We start from the raw sequence: 19,350 nt of genomic DNA on the forward strand, positions 1-19,350 counted from the left end.
GTTTGTCGCGCAAAATAACACTGGGGGTATTGCATGAAAAGTCTAAGGTATGCACAGATTGCATGGCAGCCTCCCGCCTGCTGCGGTGGCTCAGGGGCCGGATCACGGGTAGAAGACCCCTTTCGCGCGAACAGACCAATCTACAGGACCCACTCATGCCCCGAGCTATGCTGGCCAGCTTTGCCTCACGTATTGCGAAACCCGACCTGCGCTGGGTGCCGGACGAAGGGCTTACTGCCTCGCGTCTGCGGATTGAGCTTCTGTCGGGCTTGACCGTTGCCTTGGCGCTGGTCCCCGAAGCGGTCGCTTTTGCGTTTGTCGCAGGTGTTCACCCGCTGGTAGGTTTGTACGCGGCATTTATGGTCGGTTTGATCACAGCGCTGATTGGTGGCAGGCCCGGTATGATCTCGGGCGCGACTGGCGCGCTGGCCGTTGTGATGGTGGCGCTGGTGGCAGAGCACGGCGTGGAATACCTGTTCGCAACCGTTGTACTAATGGGCATCCTTCAGGTGATAGCTGGGGCTATGCACTGGGGGCGTTTCATCCGGCTGGTGCCCCATCCCGTGATGTTGGGCTTTGTGAACGGCTTGGCTATTGTGATCTTTCTGGCTCAGTTGGGCCAGTTCAAAGTGCCCGGCACAATGGAAAACACGGGCCACGGAATGAGCGGTGGTGAATGGCTGTCTGGAATGCAGCTATATACGATGCTTGGGCTAGTCGCGCTGACAATGGCCGTGATCTGGATCATGCCGCGCGTTACGCGCGTTGTCCCGGCGCCGCTGGCTGGAATCGTCGTCGTTGCCGCGCTTGTCATCGGCCTTGGCTTGGAGGTACCGCGTGTGGGCGATCTGGCTTCGATCGAAGGCGGCCTTCCCGCATTCCACATCCCCATGGTGCCACTGAATTGGGCAACTTTTGAGATCATTCTGCCCTATGCCGTCATTCTGGCGGCCATTGGTTTGATCGAGTCTTTGTTGACCTTGAACCTGGTTGGCGAAATTACCGGCAAACGGGGCGGAGCATCGCAAGAATGTATCGCACAGGGCGTGGCGAATGTGACCACGGGGTTCTTTGGCGGTATGGGTGGTTGCGCCATGATCGGGCAGTCTATGATCAACGTAAAGTCTGGCGGCCGGACCCGCATCGCTGGTATCGCGGCCGCACTGTTCCTGCTTGTGTTCATCCTGTTCGCCTCGCCCCTGATCGAGCAAATCCCGCTGGCGGCACTGGTCGGCGTGATGTTTATGGTCGTTATAGGAACCTTCGCGTGGAACTCGTTCAATATCATGCGCAAGGTGCCCCTTATGGACGCTTTTGTCATTGTCCTGGTTACAGTCGTAACTGTTATGGAGGACTTGGCAGTTGCTGTTGTCGTAGGCGTGATTGTTTCGGCGCTGGCCTATGCTTGGAACAACGCCAAACGCATCCATGCGATTACCCGCGAATCCGCAACAGAAAAGGGTGCGAAAGTCTACGAAATCCAAGGACCGCTGTTCTTTGGATCGTCGGATGGGTTCGTCGAATTGTTTGACGTTCCGAACGATCCGGAAACCGTAATTGTAGACTTTGCCGAAAGCCGTGTCGTGGATCAATCAGCGCTGCAAGCGATAGAAAATATTGCGGCTAAGTATGAAGCGGCAGGCAAGCGCGTCATGCTGCGTCACCTCAGCCGCGACTGCCACAAGCTGCTCAACAAGGCCGGTCACCTCATGATCGACAGTGACGATGACCCAGATTACGAGCTTGCCGTCGACTACTCAGTGCGTACCGGTGTTCTCGGCGGCCACTGAGTTTTGCGAGGCTCTGCCTCGCGCTCCGGGATATTTGGGGCCAGATGAAGCTGGGGATCCGTACTTCATCTGGCTGAAAATATCCCGGGGGAGTCACCCGAAGGGTGGCGGGGGCAGCGCCCCCTGCGCCATCAATCATCAGGGCGATTCAGCGAAAACAACTCGGTTACGACTGAATAGTCCCGATATCCAAGCCTGGCGAGCGGCTGGAACGTCGTTACGTCAAACTTACCGTCTTTCAAGCAATCGTCCCTGAGATGCACGCCGGTAACTTCTCCGAACACAACGCGGTTGGACGCTCCTGGGAGGGTGACGATTTGCGTCAGTTTGCATTCAAGCGCTGCAGGCGCGTCCGCAACACGGGCGCAAGGGATCGTTTCGCATTCTATCGAGGCAAGACCCGCGTGCTCAAATTCGTCAACGTGTTTCGCGAGCCCTGCTGAACTGGCGTTCATTGCGTCCTTGTGCGCGTGGGCAACGACATTGACACAGAAGAACCCTGTTGCCTCGATATTGGCGACGCTATCTTTTCCGCTGTCCTGATCGTGCTTTGTGCCTGTCGTTGCGAACATGACCTGTGGGGGCGTGTAGGCGACCCCATTAAAGAACGAGTAGGGCGCAAGGTTGTTTATCCCGTCGACATCACGCGAAGAAATCCATCCGATGGGGCGGGGGGTGATGATAGCATTGAAGGGGTTGTGTGGCAGGCCGTGGCCATCTTCGGGGCGATAGAACATATGGTCTCCAAGCATTTGCCCAAGGCGTAACGAAGTGTTAGGCCAAATTCCAGCAAGGAAAAGAGGGCAGGCGTGCAGCAATTCGGGATCAGGCCGGAAGAGCCGGACGATTGGTGGGAGGTTGAGGCGCTTTATGACCTGTGTTTTGCGCCCGGCCGCGAGGCACTGTCGTCTTATCGCCTGCGCGATGATGTTCCGCCGGTGTCCGGGCTGTCTTTGGTGGCACGCGACGCGCAGGGTATTCTGGCGGGGGCGATCCGGTTCTGGCCCGTTCATGTGGGAAGTGATGACGCGTTGCTGTTGGGGCCGGTCGCAGTTCACCCAACCCATCAGGGTGAGGGGCTTGGCGGTTTCCTGATCCACGAGGGGTTGCAGGCCGGGCGCGACATGGGCTGGCAGCGGGTCATGTTGGTCGGAGATGCCCCCTATTACGCGCGCTTTGGATTCTCGCGTCTGAATGGGGTGGAGATGCCGCCTCCTACCAACCCTGACCGCGTTCTGGGCGCGGAACTGGAGCCGGGTGTTTGGCGTGGTGTGACCGGTCCAGTTACACGTTGGACGCGGTGAGCTATTGAATCTGCAAAGGTAAGTTCCAATGTTTTTAGGGCAGGAGGGAACGGATGCAGGACGTGGTTCTTGTCGAAAAACTGGACGCCGAAGCCGAACTTGACCGCTTGGCCCGCTACTACAGGTCTGCCGGAGGGCCGGGTATCAAGTTGCTGAACAGTCTCGGGGGCTCGGCTGAATCCCTGTTGGAACAACTGCCGGCATCGGTCAGGCAAGGTTTAACAGGGGCGACCGAGCAGGCGCTGTGGATTGCCATGCACGCGGCAGAAAGCTCTCGCCGGGCTGTGCCGGATCAGCAGCCTTGGGTCAACACTGCGCTGACAACGGCGATGGGTGCGGCCGGAGGAATTGGCGGCGTCTCAACCGCTTTGATGGAGTTGCCAGCCACGACCACCATGTTGTTGCGCGCCATTCAGGGGGCTGCCGCGCAAGAGGGGTTCAACCCTTCTGAGGATGGAGTGAAATTCGACTGTGTCCGCGTATTGTCCGCTGCTGGTCCGTTGTCTTTTGATGATGGCGCGGATCTTGGATTTTTCTCGGTACGGTTGACCCTGACTGGCCCCGCGATGCAGCGGTTGATCGCTGCCGTTGCGCCGAAATTATCCGTTGTATTGGGTCAGAAACTGGCTGCGCAGTCTGTCCCTGTTCTGGGGGCGATTGCGGGCGGAGGGACAAATTTTGTCTACACCCGGTATTACCAACAGATCGCACGCGTCCATTTTGGCTTGCGGCGTTTGGCATTGGATGCCGATATTCCGCATGATGATCTGGTCCGAAAGCTGGCGGCCCGCATGTGAATATCCCTAAGTTCTTGGAATAAAACGCTTCATGTGGCAGACGTGTTTCCACTTTCGGTCCGCTCGACGAAGTTTCTCTATCCTGAATGTCATGAACGCCGGCGCGCGTGGCTTTCGCAGCAACAGGCCGCTGCTTGGGTTCATTCGCTTGATCTCGCCGAGTTTTTACGCAAGGTAGCGCTCTTTGCGCACTGACGCGGGTTCAACGGGCCTTGCTATTGGTTTGCGGGTCAGTATCTATTTGGCAATCGAACTCTGGACGGACCATGATTCAATACGCTTTGAAATGCAGCAAGGGGCACACCTTTGATAGCTGGTTTCAGTCGGCCTCGGCTTACGACAAGCTGGCTGCTGTTGGTATGGTGACCTGTGCTGTTTGCGGCGATGCGCAGGTTGAAAAGGCGATCATGACCCCGCGCGTTCGCTCTGCCCGCAGTGTTGAAGCGCGGTCCGAAACCACAGCGCCATCCGAAGAAGCCGTGAATATGGCAAGCCCAACCCCGGATGTTGAGCAGGTTTTGAGCGAGCTGCGGCGCAAGGTTGAAGAAAATTCGGACTATGTCGGCAAGGACTTTGCAAGCGAAGCCCGGAAAATGCATCTGGGGGACGTGCCTGAGCGGTCGATCTATGGCGAGGCAAAGCCGGAAGAGGCCAAAGCCCTGATCGAAGATGGGGTGCCCGTCGCTCCGTTACCTTTCCTGCCTAGCCGGAAGACGAACTGATCATGCATATCGTGATTACCGGAGCCAATCGAGGGATCGGAAAGACACTCGCAGATCGGTATCGGGCGCAGGGCCACGACGTGACGGGAACCGCGCGGGATGGCAGCGCCGAGGTCGTTCTGGATGTAACGCACACCGGCCACCACGCGGCGATGTCTGCGCAACTGGGCGATCGGCCCGTTGATCTTCTGATCTGCAATGCTGGCGTGTATCTGGACAAGGCGGAAGGTATTGACGGCTATCCCGCCGAGATGTGGGCTCAGACCTTTGCGGCCAATGTGACGGGTGTTTTCCTGACCGTTCAGTCTCTGTTGCCCAATCTACGCGCGTCGCAGGGTAAAATTGCGATCATTTCCTCGCAAATGGCGTCGCATACGCACGCGCCGGGGGGCAGCTATATCTATCGCGCATCGAAGGCGGCTGCGCTTAATCTGGGTCGGAATCTGGCCGCAGACCTGCGTGGCGACGGGATCGCTGTGGGAATCTACCATCCGGGCTGGGTGCAGACAGATATGGGCGGAGCGGCGGCCGCCATTTCCGTGGACGAGGCCGCAGATGGCTTGATTGACCGTTTTTCAGCCCTGTCTCGGGACACGACGGGGTGTTTTGAAACCTATGACGGTCGGCCGCACGCGTATTAGTCACTCAACGCAGCTTTGGGCAGTTCGTAGACTTCGCCCGGTTCAACAAAGATGACCAGGATGTCGCCGCGTGTTTCATAGCTGAGCTTTGCGGTGGAATTTGTCGAATCCGGGATGCCGTTCGTAAAATAGATGTTACGCACCTGACCGTTCTGCATGCCCACGGCCAGCGTTGCGCCGCCATCGTCACGCCGCCTGAGCTCGGCGTTGCAGCTGCGCAGGGCGTCGCCTGCAACGGTCGCGCAAGGAATGGTGCCCAAGGAATTCTTGCCGTCAGTTCCGGCCAGCGTAGTTTCCTGTGCCAGAGCGGGCGTTGAAAGGACAGCTAAAGCGAGGATGAAACGTGACATGGAGAACCTCTTGAGAAATCTGACACTGGCAAGCTGACACCCCTGTGATCCGATGTAAAGCAATCCAAGGCAAGGACCTAAACGGTTTTGAACACTTGCCCTTGGGGTCCCCCTGACATAAGACGCACGGAACCTGAATTCCAAGGCGCGGAGACACCAGCCCCCATGCCCGTACTCGTGATGAAATTCGGCGGCACTTCGGTCGCCAACCTTGACCGTATCCGCCGCGCGGCGAAACGCATCGGCGTTGAAGTGGCCAAGGGATATGATGTGATTGTCATCGTGTCGGCCATGTCGGGCAAAACCAACGAATTGGTTGGCTGGGTGAATGAGACGTCTCCGCTGTTTGATGCGCGCGAATATGATGCGGTCGTGTCTTCGGGTGAGAATGTGACCGCCGGTCTGATGGCGCTGACGTTGCAAGAGATGGATATCCCTGCACGCAGCTGGCAGGGCTGGCAGGTGCCGCTGATGACAACCAGCGCCCACAGTCAGGCCCGGATCGAGGAAATCCCGACCGAGAACCTGACTCAGAAATTCGATGAGGGTATGAAGGTCGCCGTCGTCGCCGGGTTCCAGGGGATCAGCCCCGAAGGGCGTATCACCACGCTGGGTCGGGGTGGGTCGGACACCACCGCTGTGGCCTTTGCCGCGGCGTTTGGGGCCGAACGCTGCGATATCTATACCGATGTGGACGGCGTCTATACCACCGACCCGCGCATCTGTGAAAAAGCGCGCAAGCTGGACCGGATTTCGTTCGAGGAAATGCTCGAACTGGCCTCGTTGGGGGCCAAGGTGCTGCAGACCCGCTCGGTCGAGCTGGCGATGCGCTATAAGGTGAAACTGCGCGTTCTCTCAAGTTTTGAAGAACAATCCGACGAGGCCGGTACACTGGTCGTCGATGAGGAGGATATCATGGAATCCAATGTTGTGGCCGGTGTTGCCTATTCCCGTGACGAAGCGAAGATGACCGTCGTATCCGTGGCGGACCGTCCCGGTATCGCCTCGACCATCTTTACCGCGCTCAGCGATGAGGGCGTAAATGTGGACATGATCGTTCAGAACATCTCGGACGAAGGGCGCACGGACATGACGTTCTCGTGCCCGACCGATCAGGTGGCGCGCGCGGAAAAGGCCTTGTTGGCGATCAAGGACGCTGGTGAGCTGAACTACGCTGAACTGGTTGCGGATGAAGACGTCTGCAAGGTCTCGGTCGTGGGGATCGGGATGCGGTCGCAATCCGGTGTGGCGGCAAAAATGTTCAAGATTCTCTCGGATGAGGGGATCAACATTAAGGTCATTACAACCTCTGAGATCAAAATTTCCGTGCTTGTGGACAGGAAATACATGGAACTTGCGGTTCAGGCACTGCATGATGCCTTTGAACTGGACAAGGCGGCCTGAGCATTTCAGCCAAGGTCTCGCCTGACGCACTAATCTGGGTGGGCCATGGCGGACGGCACCGAAACCGAATCCCGCAAGCTGCTGAGGCGGCTGCGCGAAGAAATGGCGAGCGAGGCCGCCGGTCAGGAACGTCTTGACCGGATAACGCACCTGATTGCTGACAGCATTCAGGCCGAGGTGTGCTCGATCTACCTGTTCCGCGATGAGGATACGCTCGAACTGTGCGCCACAGAGGGCTTGTCGCCCGAGGCGGTTCACAAGACTCGGATGCGTATGGGCGAAGGTCTGGTCGGTCGTGTGGCCAAATCGGGCCAAGTGGTCAATACAGCGGATGCGCCCTCGGCCAAGGGGTTCCGGTACATGCCGGAAACGGGCGAAGAGCGGTTTTCGTCCTTCCTCGGTGTGCCGATCCAGCGTCTGGGCGAAAAACTGGGTGTTCTGGTCGTGCAGTCCCGTGATGCACGGGAATACTCTGCTGACGAGGTCTATGCACTTGAAGTTGTCGCGATGGTTCTGGCTGAAATGGCCGAGCTGGGTGCGTTCGTGGGCGAGGGTGCCGCATTGTCGCCGCGCCACCAGCAGTCTGTGCAGCTTATGGGAGGCCCGGCGCAGGAAGGGTCTGCCGAAGGGCATGTCTGGCTGCATGAACCACGCGTCGTGGTCACAAACCCGATCGCAGATGATCCCCACCGGGAACGCGAGCGCCTGACCGAAGCGGTGGATGAGCTGCGCGTAGGCGTCGACAAGATGCTTGAGATTTCAAAGGACGGGGACACCGAACAGCTACAGGTCTTGGAAGCCTACCGGATGTTCGCCAACTCAAAAGGTTGGATGCGCCGGATGGAGGAGGACATCGCTCGCGGCCTGAGTGCCGAAGCAGCAGTTGAAAAGGAACAGTCACAGGCGCGTGCACGGATGGGGCAGGTCACCGATCCTTACCTGCGCGAGAGGCTGGCCGATCTGGACGACCTCAGCAACCGCTTGCTACGTATTCTGACCGGGCAGGGCAGTACAAACGGGGCGGACCTACCACCCGATCCGATCCTGATTGCGCGCAACATCGGCCCCGGCGATCTGTTGGAATATGGCCGATCTCTGAAGGGGATCGTGCTGGAGGAAGGATCAGTCGGTAGCCACGCGACGATCGTGGCCCGTGCGCTGGCGATTCCGCTGGTGGTGCATGTCGGTCGGATCACGACCGAGGCGCTGAACGGCGATCATATTCTTGTGGACGGGGATCAGGGCACCGTTCATCTGCGGCCCGAAGACACGGTCGTCAGCGCGTTTCGTGACAAGATCGCGATGCAGGCCAAGGCGCAGGAACGATATGCCTCGATCCGGGATACCCCGACGGTCACTCGGGATGGGGAGCGCATCAATCTTGTGATGAATGCCGGCCTCATGGCGGACTTGCCTTCGCTGGGAAATTCCGGGGCCGAAGGCGTGGGCCTGTTCCGGACCGAGTTGCAATTCCTGATCCGAAACCAAATGCCAAAGCGGTCGGAACTTGTTACACAATATCAACGCGTTCTGGACGCGGCAGGGGAAAAGCGTGTGGTGTTCCGAACGCTGGATATCGGCTCGGACAAGGTTCTGCCCTACATGAAGCACGTGGAAGAGCCCAATCCTGCATTGGGTTGGCGTGCGATTCGGGTGGGACTGGATAAGCGCGGTGTGATGCGGATGCAGTTGCAAGCCCTGATGCGCGCGGCCAATGGCCGGCCCCTGACGCTGATGTTCCCGTTTGTGGCGCAGGCAGATGAGTTCCGCGAAGCGCGGTGGGAAGTCAACAAGACGATCGAGCGCGAAAAGCGGCTGGGGCATGTCCTGCCGGAAAAGATCGAAGTGGGCGCAATGCTTGAAACTCCGTCATTGGCTTTCGCTCCGCAGAAGTTCTTTGACGAAGTGGACTTCGTGTCCATTGGGGGCAACGACTTAAAGCAGTTCTTCTTTGCCGCTGACCGAGAAAATGAACTGGTGCGCCGTAGGTACGATACTCTGAATGTCAGTTTTCTCAGTTTCATCGAACGTATTGTCGAGCGCTGCAACATCTCCAATACGCCACTTAGCTTTTGCGGTGAGGATGCGGGACGCCCGGTCGAAGCGCTGTGCCTTGCCGCAATGGGTATCAGGTCGCTATCTATGCGTCCGGCGTCAATTGGACCGGTCAAAACGGTTCTGTTGCGCGCGGATCTGCAATCGTTGCGCAAGATCATTGCAGATGCACGCCACAGAGGAGAGCAATCCGTTCGCCCATCGGTCATGGAGTGGTTGCGAAATCAGGGGTGATGGTCTGATCCGGGCTTGCTTTCCGCGTCTGCATTCCCTATTCAGACCGCAAATGTTAGCGATAACATGACCCGCATCATGCATGCTGTGCGTAGACGATGTTATGGTGCTCGGGTCAGATTTGAAGGAGCCTGCAGATGGTTTCACGCGTAATTCCGGTAAATCCGTTCGACCTTGTGTTGTTCGGTGCAACGGGCGATCTGGCGCAGCGTAAGATTTTGCCGGGTCTCTATCACCGGTTTGAAGTGGGCCAAATGCCCGAAGACGCCCGTATCATCGGTACAGCCCGGTCGGACATAGACAGTGATGCGTTCCGAGAGCAGATTCGCGCGTCAATGAAGAACTATGCGCCCGAGTTTAAAGCGGACGTATTGGACCGGTTCCTCAGCCGGGTCGACTATGTCCCCGTTGATGCGCTGGGTGATTCAGGTTGGGCGGACCTTGCCGATACATTGCGCCCTGACGTGGTGCGCGCGTTCTATCTGTCTGTGGGCCCCAGCCTGTTTTCTGGCATTGCGCAGCGGTTGAATGATAACGGACTGGCAACACCAGACAGCCGAATTGTGGTGGAAAAACCGTTCGGACATGATCTGGCTTCTGCCAAGGCGCTGAACGAAGGGTTGCGCGCCAGTTTTGAAGAACATCAGATTTATCGCATCGACCACTATCTGGGCAAGGAAACGGTCCAGAATCTCATGGCTCTGCGCTTTGCCAATTCTCTGTTCGAGCCGCTCTGGAACTCGACCCATGTTGACCACGTGCAGATCACGGTCGCAGAGACCGTCGGCGTTGAGGGGCGCGGGGCTTACTATGATCAGTCCGGCGCAATGCGCGATATGGTGCAGAACCACCTTGTTCAGTTGTTATGCCTGACCGCGATGGAGCCTCCGTCCAAGTTTTCCCCCAATGCGGTACGAGACGAAAAGGTCAAGGTTATCGAGGCGTTGGAACCCGTGGACCCCTCGGATATCGCGCGCGGCCAATACCGCACCGACAAGGGGAGGGACGGCTACCTGGATCACGTCGGCAACCCGGCCAGCCGGACCGAAAGCTATATCGCGCTGAAGGTGCATCTTGGCAACTGGCGCTGGGCCGGAGTGCCGTTCTATCTGCGAACCGGTAAGCGTCTGCGTGCGCGCGAATCCGAAATCGCTGTGTTTTTCCGCGATCCGCCGCATACGATTTTCCCCAATGTCGGCCCCTTGCGTGGCAACGTGCTGGTCATCCGGTTGCAGCCGGACGAAGGCATCACGCTGCGCACCACCATCAAAGACCCCGGTCCCGGTGGGTTCCGCCTGTCAGATGTGTCGCTGGATATGAGCTTTGCTGAGGCGCTGGGCACGGATGCGCGTGCTCAGGACGCGTATGAGCGGCTGGTGATGGACGTGATCCGGGGTGATCAAACCCTGTTCATGCGCGGGGATGAGGCCGAGGCTGCATGGGCTTGGGTCGATCCCATCATTCAGGGGTGGGAAGATCGGGGCGACCGTCCGTCCAAATATGATCAGGGCAGTTCCGGGCCCGAAGAAGCATTGATGCTGATGCATCGCGATGGACGCCGCTGGCGTCAGATCGGAGGGTAATCATGGTACATTCCGTCATCACCGACGTCACCCGGCGCATCGTCGACCGCAGCGCCGATCTGCGCGGCCCGCATCTTGAGCGGATGGAACACGCCAAATCCAAAGGGCCAGCCCGGGGGCACCTGTCGTGCAGCGGTCAGGCTCATGCCTATGCCGGGGCAGGTGAAGATCAGCATTCCATGGCAACTGGAACGGCTGGCAATCTGGGCATCGTCACCGCCTATAATGACATGCTCTCGGCGCATCAGCCGTTTGAACGCTACCCGGCGCTGATCCGTGATGCGATCCGCGCGGCGGGCGGAACGGCGCAGGTTGCGGGCGGCGTTCCCGCCATGTGCGATGGCGTCACGCAGGGCGAAGCGGGGATGGAACTGTCGCTGTTCTCGCGCGATGTGATTGCGTTGGCCACCGGTGTTGCGCTGAGTCACAACACTTATGACGCCGCCGTGTTTCTTGGGGTGTGCGACAAGATCGTGCCGGGTCTGGTCATCGGCGCGCAAGCATTTGGTCATCTGCCGGCGGTCTTCCTGCCTGCCGGCCCCATGACAAGTGGCCTGCCGAACGACGAAAAAGCCAAGGTTCGTCAGCAGTTTGCCGCCGGAGAAGTCGGCCGCGACGAATTGATGAAGGCGGAAATGGCCGCCTATCACGGGCCGGGCACCTGTACCTTCTATGGCACCGCCAATACGAACCAGATGTTGATGGAGTTCATGGGCCTGCACCTTCCTGGCTCTAGCTTTATCAACCCGAACACGCCCTTGCGCGATGCACTGACCGAGGAAGGAGCACGCCGCGCCCTGTCGCTCAGCGCGTTGGGGAATCACTATACGCCTGTGTGCCAAATTCTGGACGAACGCGCCTTTGTGAACGGCATTGTCGGGTTGATGGCGACCGGAGGGTCCACGAACCTGCTGATCCACCTGATCGCCATGGCGCGTGCCGGAGGTATCGTGCTGGATTGGGAGGACTTCTCAGACATCTCCGCCGTGGTCCCACTGGTCGCGCGGGTCTATCCAAATGGTCTGGCCGATGTGAACCATTTCCACGCAGCGGGGGGCCTTGGCTACTGCATCGGCACGTTGCTCGAAGACGGCCTGCTGCATCCCGATACGCTGACGGTCGCGGGTCAGGGTCTGCACAACTATACCAAAGAACCCAAGCTGAAAGAGGGCGAACTGGTCTGGGAAGACGGCACCGGGCACAGCCTGAACGAAAAGATCGTGCGCCCGGCCAAGGATCCGTTCCAGCCCACGGGTGGCTTGTCGCGCCTGACCGGAAATCTGGGCACCGCCGTCATGAAGGTGTCCGCCGTCGCGCCCGAGCATCAAGTGGTTGAAGCTCCGGTACGCGTCTTCCACGATCAGGAGGAGGTCAAGGCAGCTTTCAAAGCCGGAGAGTTCACGGATGACGTCATCGTTGTTGTCCGCTTTCAGGGACCGAAAGCCAACGGGATGCCTGAACTGCACTCACTAACACCAATGCTTTCGATCCTTCAGGGCAGGGGGCAAAAGGTGGCTTTGGTGACCGATGGCCGGATGTCAGGGGCTTCGGGCAAAGTCCCCGCTGCGATCCATGTCGTGCCCGAGGCGCTTGATCGCGGCCCAATCGCCTGCTTACAGGATGGCGACATCCTGCGTGTTGATGCGGTCAGCGGAGAGTTGGAGATCATGACTCCGGGCGTACTCGACCGCGCCCCGGCAACCGCAGACCTGTCGGCAAACCAGCACGGCGTCGGCCGCGACCTCTTTGGTGCGTTCCGCCAGAATGTCGGGTCCGCCGACACCGGTGCCAGTATTTTCGGAGTTTAACTCATGTCCAAAACCCAACGCACCCACGAGATTTGCGCGCTTGCCCCAATCGTTCCGGTGCTGGTCATCGACGATGCCAAAGATGCGCGTCCTCTGGCCGAAGCGCTTGTCGCTGGTGGGCTTCCCGCGCTTGAAGTCACGCTGCGGACGCCTGCCGCGCTGGACGCAATCCGTGCAATGTCTCAGGTGCCCGGTGGTGTCGTGGGGGCCGGAACACTGGTGACCCCCGATGACGTCCGTGCTGCGAAAGAGGCCGGCGCGCAATTCGGCGTCTCTCCGGGTGCGACCGACGCTCTGATCGCAGCGTGCGAAGCCGAAGATCTGCCCTTGTTACCCGGCGCGGCCACGGCAAGCGAGGCCATGCGCTTGCTGGAACAGGGCTATGACATGCTCAAGTTCTTTCCTGCCGAGGCTTCGGGCGGTGCGCCCGCCCTCAAAGCAATCGGCGCTCCGCTATCGCAGATCACGTTCTGCCCAACCGGAGGCGTGTCGCCTGCGAACGCCCGCGATTACCTGTCATTGTCCAACGTCGTCTGCGCTGGTGGCAGCTGGGTTGCGCCAAAGCAGATGGTTTTGGATCAGGATTGGGCTGGCATCGAAACCCTTGCACGCGAAGCGTCCAAGCTGATGGATTGACGCTGCCCGGCCACACGTTAGGGTGAGGCCAATTCTAACAGGTTGATCCCATGACAAATCACAATTCTCTCGCGCAGGGCCGCGAGTATTTGGCTATTCCCGGCCCGTCGGTAATACCTGACGCCGTTTTGCAAGCGATGCACCGTCCGTCGCCCAATATCTATGATGGCGAGCTGATCGAGATGATGCCCGCCCTGACGCGTGATTTGCGTCGCGTGGCGCGGACGGATCATCACGTTGCCATCTATATCGCCAACGGCCACGGAACATGGGAGGCCGCACTCTCAAACGTTATCGCACCGGGCGAACTGGTACTGGCCCCGGCCTCGGGCCGCTTTACACATGGCTGGGCAGAGATGGCCGAAGGAATCGGTGCCAGAACCCAGTTGGTTGATTTCGGAACATCCTCAGCCTGGGATTTTGATCGCATCTCTGACGCACTGCGCGCAGATAAAGCACGAGAAATCAAGGCGGTGCTTGCCGTACATGTGGATACCTCAAGCTCGATCCGAAACGATATCCCGGCCCTTCGCGCACTGTTGGACGATCTGGATCACCCGGCCCTCCTGATGGCAGATTGTATTGCCTCGTTGGGATGCGACAGATTTGAAATGGACGCTTGGGGCGTCGATGTGATGGTCACGGCATGCCAGAAGGGATTGATGACCCCTGCAGGAGTTGGATTTGTTTTCTTCGACGAAAAGGCGCAGGCCAAACGCGCCAGCATGCAACGGGTTTCGCAGTATTGGGACTGGCAACCGCGCGTCAATCCTGACCTGTTCTACCAGTATTTCAACGGAACGGCGCCAACTCACCATTTGTACGGTTTGGGGACGGCACTCGACATGATCCACTCCGAAGGGATCGAGCAGGTCTGGGCGCGCCACGAACGCCTTGCAACGGCAATCTGGGCAGCCTGCGACACCTGGGCCGAAGGTGGCGCACTGCAACTTAACGTAGCAGACCGCAATCATCGCAGCCACGCCGTCACCGCTTTGCGTCTGACCGGCGGGCAGGGGACCTTGCTGCGTGAATACACCGAGTCTCGACTGGGCCTGACGCTAGGCATCGGACTTGGGATGGAGGACTGGGACAGCTGTTTCCGGCTCGGCCACATGGGGCACATCAACGGTCAGATGGTGATGGCTATGCTGGGCGGGATGGAAACTGCTATGGCTGCGCTTGATATCCCGCGCGGCAAAGGGGCGTTGGACGCCGCCGCTGCAGCCTTGGCCACCTGACACCTTTTTCCCTGCGCGGATCCGCCCTTCATCTGGCTAAAAATATCCTCGGGGGAATCGCGCGTCAGCGCGATGGGGGCAGACAGCCCCCGTTTCCCTTGCCGCAAAACAAAACGTCACTTTGTTTGGGCATCGGCCTCTGCCAGTGCCTTTGGCAAAGCTGCCGCAAAGGCATCTAGATCAGCCACCTCTCCGCAACTTATCCGAATACACCTGTTCTGTGGGGCGGCGAAAGGCATCCGTACAAAAACACCCTGTGCCACCAGGCTGTCCAGAACAGCTTTGGCAAACACCCCATCCTGACCACAATCTACGGCAACGAAATTCGTGGCCGATGGTAGTGGCTCCAGTCCGTTTTCACGTGCGATCATTTCGATCCGAATACGGGCCTCTGCAATCTTATGCTGGACCCTTTCCAACCATCCTGTGTCTTGCAGAGCCGCCAGCGCACCGGCCTGCGCAGCACGGTTCATTCCGAAATGGTTACGCACCTTGTTGAACGCGGAAATCAATCCGGGCGCTCCGATTGCATACCCAACGCGCGCACCTGCCATCCCGTAAACCTTTGAAAACGTTCGCATCCGAATAATGCGCGGGTCATCCGCCGAGACCGGGGCGGCAGTACCCTCAGGAGCGCATTCGACATAGGCTTCGTCCAGGACCAGAAGACATCCATCCGGTAAGGAGTTCATGGCTGCAACAATATGCGCACCCGAATGCCAACTGCCCATAGGGTTGTCCGGGTTGGCCAGATAAACCAGCTTGGCGTCCACTTCGGCGGCTTTGGCGAAAAGCGCGGCCGGGTCTTCATGGTCGTCGCGATAGGGGACTTTGTGCAGCACCCCTCCGAACCCTGCAACGTGGTAGTTGAACGTGGGGTAAGCCCCCTCCGAGGTCACGACGGCATCTCCCGGCCCGACCAGCAGTCGCACCAGATACCCAAGCTGCCCATCGATCCCTTCACCCACGACAATATTTTCGGCGCGTACGTTGTGGTGTTCTGCGAGAGCGTTTCGCAGATCGTGGTTTTCGGGGTCTCCGTACATCCAGATTTCGGTATTCGCCATTGCCTCAATCGCGCGCGGCGACGGTCCAAAAACGCTTTCATTTGCGCCAAGCCGCGCGACAAACGGCGTACCCCGCTCTCGTTCCTGGGTTTCAGGGCCAACGAACGGAACGGTTGCGGGCAGGGATGTGGCAAGCGGGGTGTAGCGTGGGTCTGTCATATTGGCAGATAAACGTAAGGTCACTTGTCGGGCAACCTTGTGTTGCGTGTGATTGCCTTTCACCCTGCGCGCAACAGCATTGGGAGGAAGATAATGCGCATTTTTTTCGGACTGGCCCTGATCGGTCTCGCCTATCTGATTTTTTGGCCGGTCGAGGTTGAACCTGTAGCCTGGGAGCCGCCGGAAGCCCCTGGTTTCACAGGGGGCTTCGCAGAGAATGACGCATTGAGTCAGATTGAACTTGTCGCCCTGCCCGATGGCGACACAGGCCCGGAAGACATAGCTGTCATGTCCGACGGAACGGCTTACACAACCGCCATGTCCGGCGCGCTCTATCGGATAGACGGCGACACTCCGGTGAAGGTTGACGATCTGGGCGGTCGACCATTGGGCGTGAAAGCAGGGCCGGATGGGGCGCTGTATCTTGCCGACAGTTTTCGCGGCCTGATGCGCTGGACCGGACCCGGCTCTTTAGAGTTGCTGGCCTCAGAAGTCGATGGTTCGCCTGTTATCTACGCCAATCAGTTGGATGTGGCGCAGGACGGGACCGTATATTTCTCGAACTCATCTGATCGGTTTGACCCCGAAACAATGGGTGGAACGAAGCCCACGTCCGTGCTGACCATCTGGGAACAATCAGACACAGGCTATGTCGCAAAATACAATCCCGACGGCACCACCGAGAAAGTGGCCGAGGGTTTCGTCTACACCAACGGTGTTGCGCTTTCACCGGATGAGCGGTTCCTGCTTATCGCTGAAACCGGGCGCGCGCGGGTGCACAAATTGTGGCTTCAAGGCCCAAAAGCGGGCGAGCGCGAAATTTTGTTGGAAAACCTGCCCGGCTATCCTGACAATATCGAGGCGCAGGGCGACGGCACATATTGGATGGCATTTGCCAGTCCGCGCGTGCCAACCGAAGCCCTGATGCCATATCCATTCTTGCGCAAAGTGATCTGGCGCTTGGGACCGATGGTGCGACCCGCGCCCATTCACCGTGGAATGATGGTGCAGTTCGATTGGGATGGGAACATATTGAAAACCCTTCAAGACCCAGAAGGGCGGCTTGGGATAACGACAGGAGGCAAGGTCTTGGGAGACCAGTTTTACGTCATGACTCTGGACTCGCCGTGGTTTGGCCGAATGGCTGTCGAAGATCTGCCCCAACGTTGATCTGGAACTTGACTGACCTTCCGGGCATGGTTGTCGAAACCGGAACTGGGAGGTCCGCATGTCACGCGTATCCATCGAATACAAAGACCACATTGCCCATGTCACGCTGACGCGGGGCGACAAGATGAATGCGTTGGATGACTCGATGATCAAGGCCATCTTGTCAGCAGGGCAGGAGGTCGCCGCCTCGGACGTCCGCGCCGTGGTTCTTTCTGGCGAGGGCAAAAGTTTCTGCGCGGGATTGGACATGGCCAGTTTTGCGACGATGGCCCATGTAGACCCGACCGAATGGCTGATGAGCCGCAGCCACGAAGATGCCAATGATATGCAAGAGCTGGCAATGATCTGGCGCCGCGTTCCGGTGCCGGTGATTTGCGCCATTCAAGGCGTTGCCTATGGCGGGGGTCTTCAGATCGCGCTGGGCGCGGACATTCGTATAGCGCACCCCAATTCCAAACTGGCTGTGATGGAGATGAAGTGGGGCATCATTCCCGATATGGGCGGCATGGTGCTTTTGCCGGGGCTGGTGCGATCGGACGTCATCCGCCTGCTGACCTACACCGCACGGCCCATCGGCGCGGCACAGGCCGCGGAATGGGGGCTTGTGACAAAGCTGTCCGACGATCCGCTGACTGAGGCCATTGCATTGGCCGAAAATATTGCTGGTCAAAGCCCCTCTGCCATTCGCGCGGCCAAACGGTTGATCGAAGTGGCGGAAACTCAGTCGCGGGCCGAAGTCTTGCTGGCCGAGTCGTCCGAGCAGGTCGACCTGATCGGAAAGCCCGAACAGATAGAGGTGATTGCCGCCCAGATGCAGGGCCGCAAGCCTCAGTTCAAATAACTAGCGCAAAAAGGCCCGTCGCGCGTCGCGTGCCATGTTGTACCGCATTTCCAGATCGGCGATGCGGGCCATAACGACTTTGCGTTCTTCGGGGTCGGTCAAGGCGGCGTAATAAGCCTTGGCCTCGTCCAGTTCCTTTTTGATGCTGAACTCTTCTGGCAGAACCCCCGCCTGAGCCATGATCCGGTGCCCGGCGGCCATTGCCGCATCGCCATGCGCCTCGGACGAGCGGTCGGGCAGGGGGCGACCCTCGCCTTCAAGACCCTGCAACTGGCCTTCGGCCTGCGCCTTTTTGATCTGGCGCTCGATAAGTCTTCCTAGCGATCCAAACATAGCGCAACCATAGCTTACACAGAAAGCAACCGCTAGCGGGTGCGGTTTGTCACCAGAAATACCGCCCCTCCGACCAGCAAGCCCCAGACGGCGGCACCCAGCCCAAAGACTGAGACGCCAGAGGCAGTGATGGCAAAGGTCAGGATCGCGGCTTCGCGCTCGGCTGGCACTTCTAAAGCCGCCGAGGTAGCGTTCGCCATCACACCGATCAGGGCTATTCCGGTCAACGTTCCCATCAACAGCGGGTGGGCGTGAACCGCGAAGCCAGTGATTGCGACCGCGAACACCCCAAACAGGCAATAGAACGCTCCGGCCATGACAGCCGACCAATAGCGCTGTGCCGGGTCCGGGTGACTGTCAGAGTTCGAGCACATCGCAGCCGTGATCGCCGCAAGACAGGTAGCCGGTGCTCCGAACGGTGCCGAAAGAACGCTTGCCCCGCCAACAGCCGAGAACAATCTGCCAGACGCAGGGGCGTAGCCAAAGCTGCGCATGACCGCGATCCCGGGCACGTTCTGCGTTGCCATGGTGACAACGAATAGGGGCACGCCAACGCCAATCAGAGATGAAGCCGAGAAGGTCGGGATCGTCCAAACCGGTGCAGCCAAAATCTGCGTTGGAACGACTGACGCGTCTCCGGCGTTCAGGACGACAACCAGTGCGGCCGCGACCACCGCGGCAGGAACGGCAAGCAGCCGGTTGATCCGTCCTGCGACGAACCAAGTCAGTATCACCGGCAGGGCTTGCCAAGGTAGGTCGACGGCGGCCTGAAAGGGAACGATGCACAAGGGTAAAAGAACCCCGCCCAGCATCGCTTGCGCCAAAGTCGTCGGTATCGCCGACGCCAGCCGGCCCAGCGGACGCCAAAGACCTGCCAGAACGGTCAAAGCTCCGGCACACAGGAATGCACCCACGGCGTCCGAAAACCCGGCGGCGGGAAGTGAAGACACCGCAAGAAGGGCCGCGCCGGGCGTGGACCATGCCACGCTGATGGGCTGGTGATACCACAGGCTCAACCCGATGGCGGTTAATCCCATTGCGATTGCGGCCATCATCAGGCCGGATGCGGCTTGGTCTGGGGTGGCTCCCATTGCGGAAAGCCCCTGCAGCACAATCGGAAACGAGCTGAAAAAGCCTACAACGGCCACGACCAGCCCTGTTGAGACCGTCTGGATCGGAGGGAGTGCGCGCGTCATCAGAGCCTCGCAGGGTTAT

18 protein-coding genes are annotated in these 19,350 nt (G+C 59.1%); 13 read left to right on the forward strand and 5 right to left on the reverse strand.

Annotation, left to right across the window (positions count from 1 at the left end; genetic code table 11):
• Nucleotides 1-155 precede the first annotated feature (155 nt).
• Nucleotides 156-1,790, forward strand: a complete 1,635-nt coding sequence (locus tag ACR0KS_RS05890) for a SulP family inorganic anion transporter (protein WP_170414362.1) — start codon at nucleotides 156-158, stop codon at nucleotides 1,788-1,790.
• Nucleotides 1,791-1,921: 131 nt separating this feature from the next.
• Here the strand turns inward: ACR0KS_RS05890 and ACR0KS_RS05895 are convergent, their stop codons facing one another.
• Nucleotides 1,922-2,527 carry a flavin reductase family protein gene (locus tag ACR0KS_RS05895; RefSeq protein WP_170565554.1) on the reverse strand — a complete coding sequence of 202 codons (606 nt, stop codon included), beginning with the start codon at nucleotides 2,525-2,527 and terminating at the stop codon, nucleotides 1,922-1,924.
• A 72-nt stretch (nucleotides 2,528-2,599) separates the two neighbouring features.
• Here ACR0KS_RS05895 and ACR0KS_RS05900 point away from each other — a divergent pair, with 72 nt between their 5' ends.
• From ACR0KS_RS05900 to ACR0KS_RS05915, 4 genes are all read left to right on the forward strand, one after another.
• A complete protein-coding gene (locus tag ACR0KS_RS05900; RefSeq protein ID WP_170565552.1) occupies nucleotides 2,600-3,094 on the forward strand; it encodes a GNAT family N-acetyltransferase in 495 nt (164 codons plus the stop codon).
• 53 nt (nucleotides 3,095-3,147) lie between these two features.
• Nucleotides 3,148-3,891, forward strand: coding sequence for an EcsC family protein (locus ACR0KS_RS05905; protein ID WP_170565548.1), 744 nt, complete (start codon nucleotides 3,148-3,150; stop codon nucleotides 3,889-3,891).
• Nucleotides 3,892-4,157: 266 nt separating this feature from the next.
• Nucleotides 4,158-4,613, forward strand: coding sequence for a DUF1178 family protein (locus tag ACR0KS_RS05910; protein ID WP_170565545.1), 456 nt, complete (start codon nucleotides 4,158-4,160; stop codon nucleotides 4,611-4,613).
• Between the two features lie 2 nt (nucleotides 4,614-4,615).
• Nucleotides 4,616-5,254: an SDR family NAD(P)-dependent oxidoreductase gene (locus ACR0KS_RS05915; protein ID WP_170565542.1), complete on the forward strand. Its 639-nt coding sequence runs from the start codon at nucleotides 4,616-4,618 to the stop codon at nucleotides 5,252-5,254.
• On the opposite strand, the gene ACR0KS_RS05920 is transcribed toward ACR0KS_RS05915, so the two are convergent.
• Nucleotides 5,251-5,604 carry a hypothetical protein gene (locus ACR0KS_RS05920; RefSeq protein ID WP_170414376.1) on the reverse strand — a complete coding sequence of 118 codons (354 nt, stop codon included), beginning with the start codon at nucleotides 5,602-5,604 and terminating at the stop codon, nucleotides 5,251-5,253. The two genes, ACR0KS_RS05915 and ACR0KS_RS05920, sit on opposite strands and share 4 nt — an antisense overlap.
• Nucleotides 5,605-5,769: 165 nt before the next feature.
• On the opposite strand from ACR0KS_RS05920, the gene ACR0KS_RS05925 reads away from it, so the two are divergent.
• From ACR0KS_RS05925 to ACR0KS_RS05950, 6 genes are all read left to right on the forward strand, one after another.
• Entirely contained in the window at nucleotides 5,770-7,008 is a 1,239-nt protein-coding gene (locus ACR0KS_RS05925; protein ID WP_170386410.1) for an aspartate kinase, read from the forward strand.
• A 45-nt stretch (nucleotides 7,009-7,053) separates the two neighbouring features.
• A complete protein-coding gene (ptsP, locus tag ACR0KS_RS05930) occupies nucleotides 7,054-9,297 on the forward strand; it encodes a phosphoenolpyruvate--protein phosphotransferase (protein WP_170414379.1) in 2,244 nt (747 codons plus the stop codon).
• Nucleotides 9,298-9,434: 137 nt separating this feature from the next.
• Entirely contained in the window at nucleotides 9,435-10,880 is a 1,446-nt protein-coding gene (gene zwf, locus ACR0KS_RS05935; protein ID WP_170565539.1) for a glucose-6-phosphate dehydrogenase, read from the forward strand.
• Nucleotides 10,881-10,882: 2 nt separating this feature from the next.
• Complete coding sequence (edd, locus tag ACR0KS_RS05940) at nucleotides 10,883-12,688, forward strand: phosphogluconate dehydratase (RefSeq protein WP_480693148.1); 1,806 nt, start codon at nucleotides 10,883-10,885, stop codon at nucleotides 12,686-12,688.
• A 3-nt stretch (nucleotides 12,689-12,691) separates the two neighbouring features.
• Complete coding sequence (locus tag ACR0KS_RS05945; protein WP_170565536.1) at nucleotides 12,692-13,324, forward strand: bifunctional 4-hydroxy-2-oxoglutarate aldolase/2-dehydro-3-deoxy-phosphogluconate aldolase; 633 nt, start codon at nucleotides 12,692-12,694, stop codon at nucleotides 13,322-13,324.
• A 50-nt stretch (nucleotides 13,325-13,374) separates the two neighbouring features.
• A complete protein-coding gene (locus tag ACR0KS_RS05950; protein ID WP_170565533.1) occupies nucleotides 13,375-14,565 on the forward strand; it encodes an aminotransferase class V-fold PLP-dependent enzyme in 1,191 nt (396 codons plus the stop codon).
• A 116-nt stretch (nucleotides 14,566-14,681) separates the two neighbouring features.
• Here ACR0KS_RS05950 and ACR0KS_RS05955 read toward each other — a convergent pair whose 3' ends face one another.
• Complete coding sequence (locus tag ACR0KS_RS05955; RefSeq protein WP_170565997.1) at nucleotides 14,682-15,791, reverse strand: pyridoxal phosphate-dependent aminotransferase; 1,110 nt, start codon at nucleotides 15,789-15,791, stop codon at nucleotides 14,682-14,684.
• Nucleotides 15,792-15,884: 93 nt separating this feature from the next.
• Here ACR0KS_RS05955 and ACR0KS_RS05960 point away from each other — a divergent pair, with 93 nt between their 5' ends.
• Entirely contained in the window at nucleotides 15,885-16,961 is a 1,077-nt protein-coding gene (locus ACR0KS_RS05960; RefSeq protein WP_170565530.1) for an SMP-30/gluconolactonase/LRE family protein, read from the forward strand.
• Nucleotides 16,962-17,019: 58 nt separating this feature from the next.
• Nucleotides 17,020-17,802 carry a crotonase/enoyl-CoA hydratase family protein gene (locus ACR0KS_RS05965; protein WP_170565528.1) on the forward strand — a complete coding sequence of 261 codons (783 nt, stop codon included), beginning with the start codon at nucleotides 17,020-17,022 and terminating at the stop codon, nucleotides 17,800-17,802.
• Here ACR0KS_RS05965 and ACR0KS_RS05970 read toward each other — a convergent pair whose 3' ends face one another.
• Nucleotides 17,803-18,135 carry a DnaJ family domain-containing protein gene (locus tag ACR0KS_RS05970; RefSeq protein WP_170565525.1) on the reverse strand — a complete coding sequence of 111 codons (333 nt, stop codon included), beginning with the start codon at nucleotides 18,133-18,135 and terminating at the stop codon, nucleotides 17,803-17,805. It lies immediately after the preceding gene.
• Between the two features lie 32 nt (nucleotides 18,136-18,167).
• Nucleotides 18,168-19,331 (reverse strand): benzoate/H(+) symporter BenE family transporter, encoded by a 1,164-nt coding sequence (locus tag ACR0KS_RS05975; RefSeq protein WP_170565522.1) that lies wholly within the window; start codon nucleotides 19,329-19,331, stop codon nucleotides 18,168-18,170.
• Nucleotides 19,332-19,350 lie beyond the last annotated feature (19 nt).

Source organism: Ruegeria sp. BC7 (assembly GCF_056539165.1).

What these genes read in the sequence shown, in the direction of transcription:
- ACR0KS_RS05890 (WP_170414362.1), top strand. Translation starts at nt 156, where the DNA reads ATGCCCCGAGCTATGCTGGCCAGCTTTGCCTCACGTATTGCGAAACCC.
- ACR0KS_RS05895 (WP_170565554.1), bottom strand. Translation starts at nt 2,527, where the DNA reads ATGTTCTATCGCCCCGAAGATGGCCACGGCCTGCCACACAACCCCTTC.
- ACR0KS_RS05905 (WP_170565548.1), top strand. Translation starts at nt 3,148, where the DNA reads ATGCAGGACGTGGTTCTTGTCGAAAAACTGGACGCCGAAGCCGAACTT.
- ACR0KS_RS05910 (WP_170565545.1), top strand. Translation starts at nt 4,158, where the DNA reads ATGATTCAATACGCTTTGAAATGCAGCAAGGGGCACACCTTTGATAGC.
- ACR0KS_RS05915 (WP_170565542.1), top strand. Translation starts at nt 4,616, where the DNA reads ATGCATATCGTGATTACCGGAGCCAATCGAGGGATCGGAAAGACACTC.
- ACR0KS_RS05920 (WP_170414376.1), bottom strand. Translation starts at nt 5,604, where the DNA reads ATGTCACGTTTCATCCTCGCTTTAGCTGTCCTTTCAACGCCCGCTCTG.
- ACR0KS_RS05925 (WP_170386410.1), top strand. Translation starts at nt 5,770, where the DNA reads ATGCCCGTACTCGTGATGAAATTCGGCGGCACTTCGGTCGCCAACCTT.
- ptsP (WP_170414379.1), top strand. Translation starts at nt 7,054, where the DNA reads ATGGCGGACGGCACCGAAACCGAATCCCGCAAGCTGCTGAGGCGGCTG.
- zwf (WP_170565539.1), top strand. Translation starts at nt 9,435, where the DNA reads ATGGTTTCACGCGTAATTCCGGTAAATCCGTTCGACCTTGTGTTGTTC.
- edd (WP_480693148.1), top strand. Translation starts at nt 10,883, where the DNA reads ATGGTACATTCCGTCATCACCGACGTCACCCGGCGCATCGTCGACCGC.
- ACR0KS_RS05945 (WP_170565536.1), top strand. Translation starts at nt 12,692, where the DNA reads ATGTCCAAAACCCAACGCACCCACGAGATTTGCGCGCTTGCCCCAATC.
- ACR0KS_RS05950 (WP_170565533.1), top strand. Translation starts at nt 13,375, where the DNA reads ATGACAAATCACAATTCTCTCGCGCAGGGCCGCGAGTATTTGGCTATT.
- ACR0KS_RS05955 (WP_170565997.1), bottom strand. Translation starts at nt 15,791, where the DNA reads ATGACAGACCCACGCTACACCCCGCTTGCCACATCCCTGCCCGCAACC.
- ACR0KS_RS05960 (WP_170565530.1), top strand. Translation starts at nt 15,885, where the DNA reads ATGCGCATTTTTTTCGGACTGGCCCTGATCGGTCTCGCCTATCTGATT.
- ACR0KS_RS05965 (WP_170565528.1), top strand. Translation starts at nt 17,020, where the DNA reads ATGTCACGCGTATCCATCGAATACAAAGACCACATTGCCCATGTCACG.
- ACR0KS_RS05970 (WP_170565525.1), bottom strand. Translation starts at nt 18,135, where the DNA reads ATGTTTGGATCGCTAGGAAGACTTATCGAGCGCCAGATCAAAAAGGCG.
- ACR0KS_RS05975 (WP_170565522.1), bottom strand. Translation starts at nt 19,331, where the DNA reads ATGACGCGCGCACTCCCTCCGATCCAGACGGTCTCAACAGGGCTGGTC.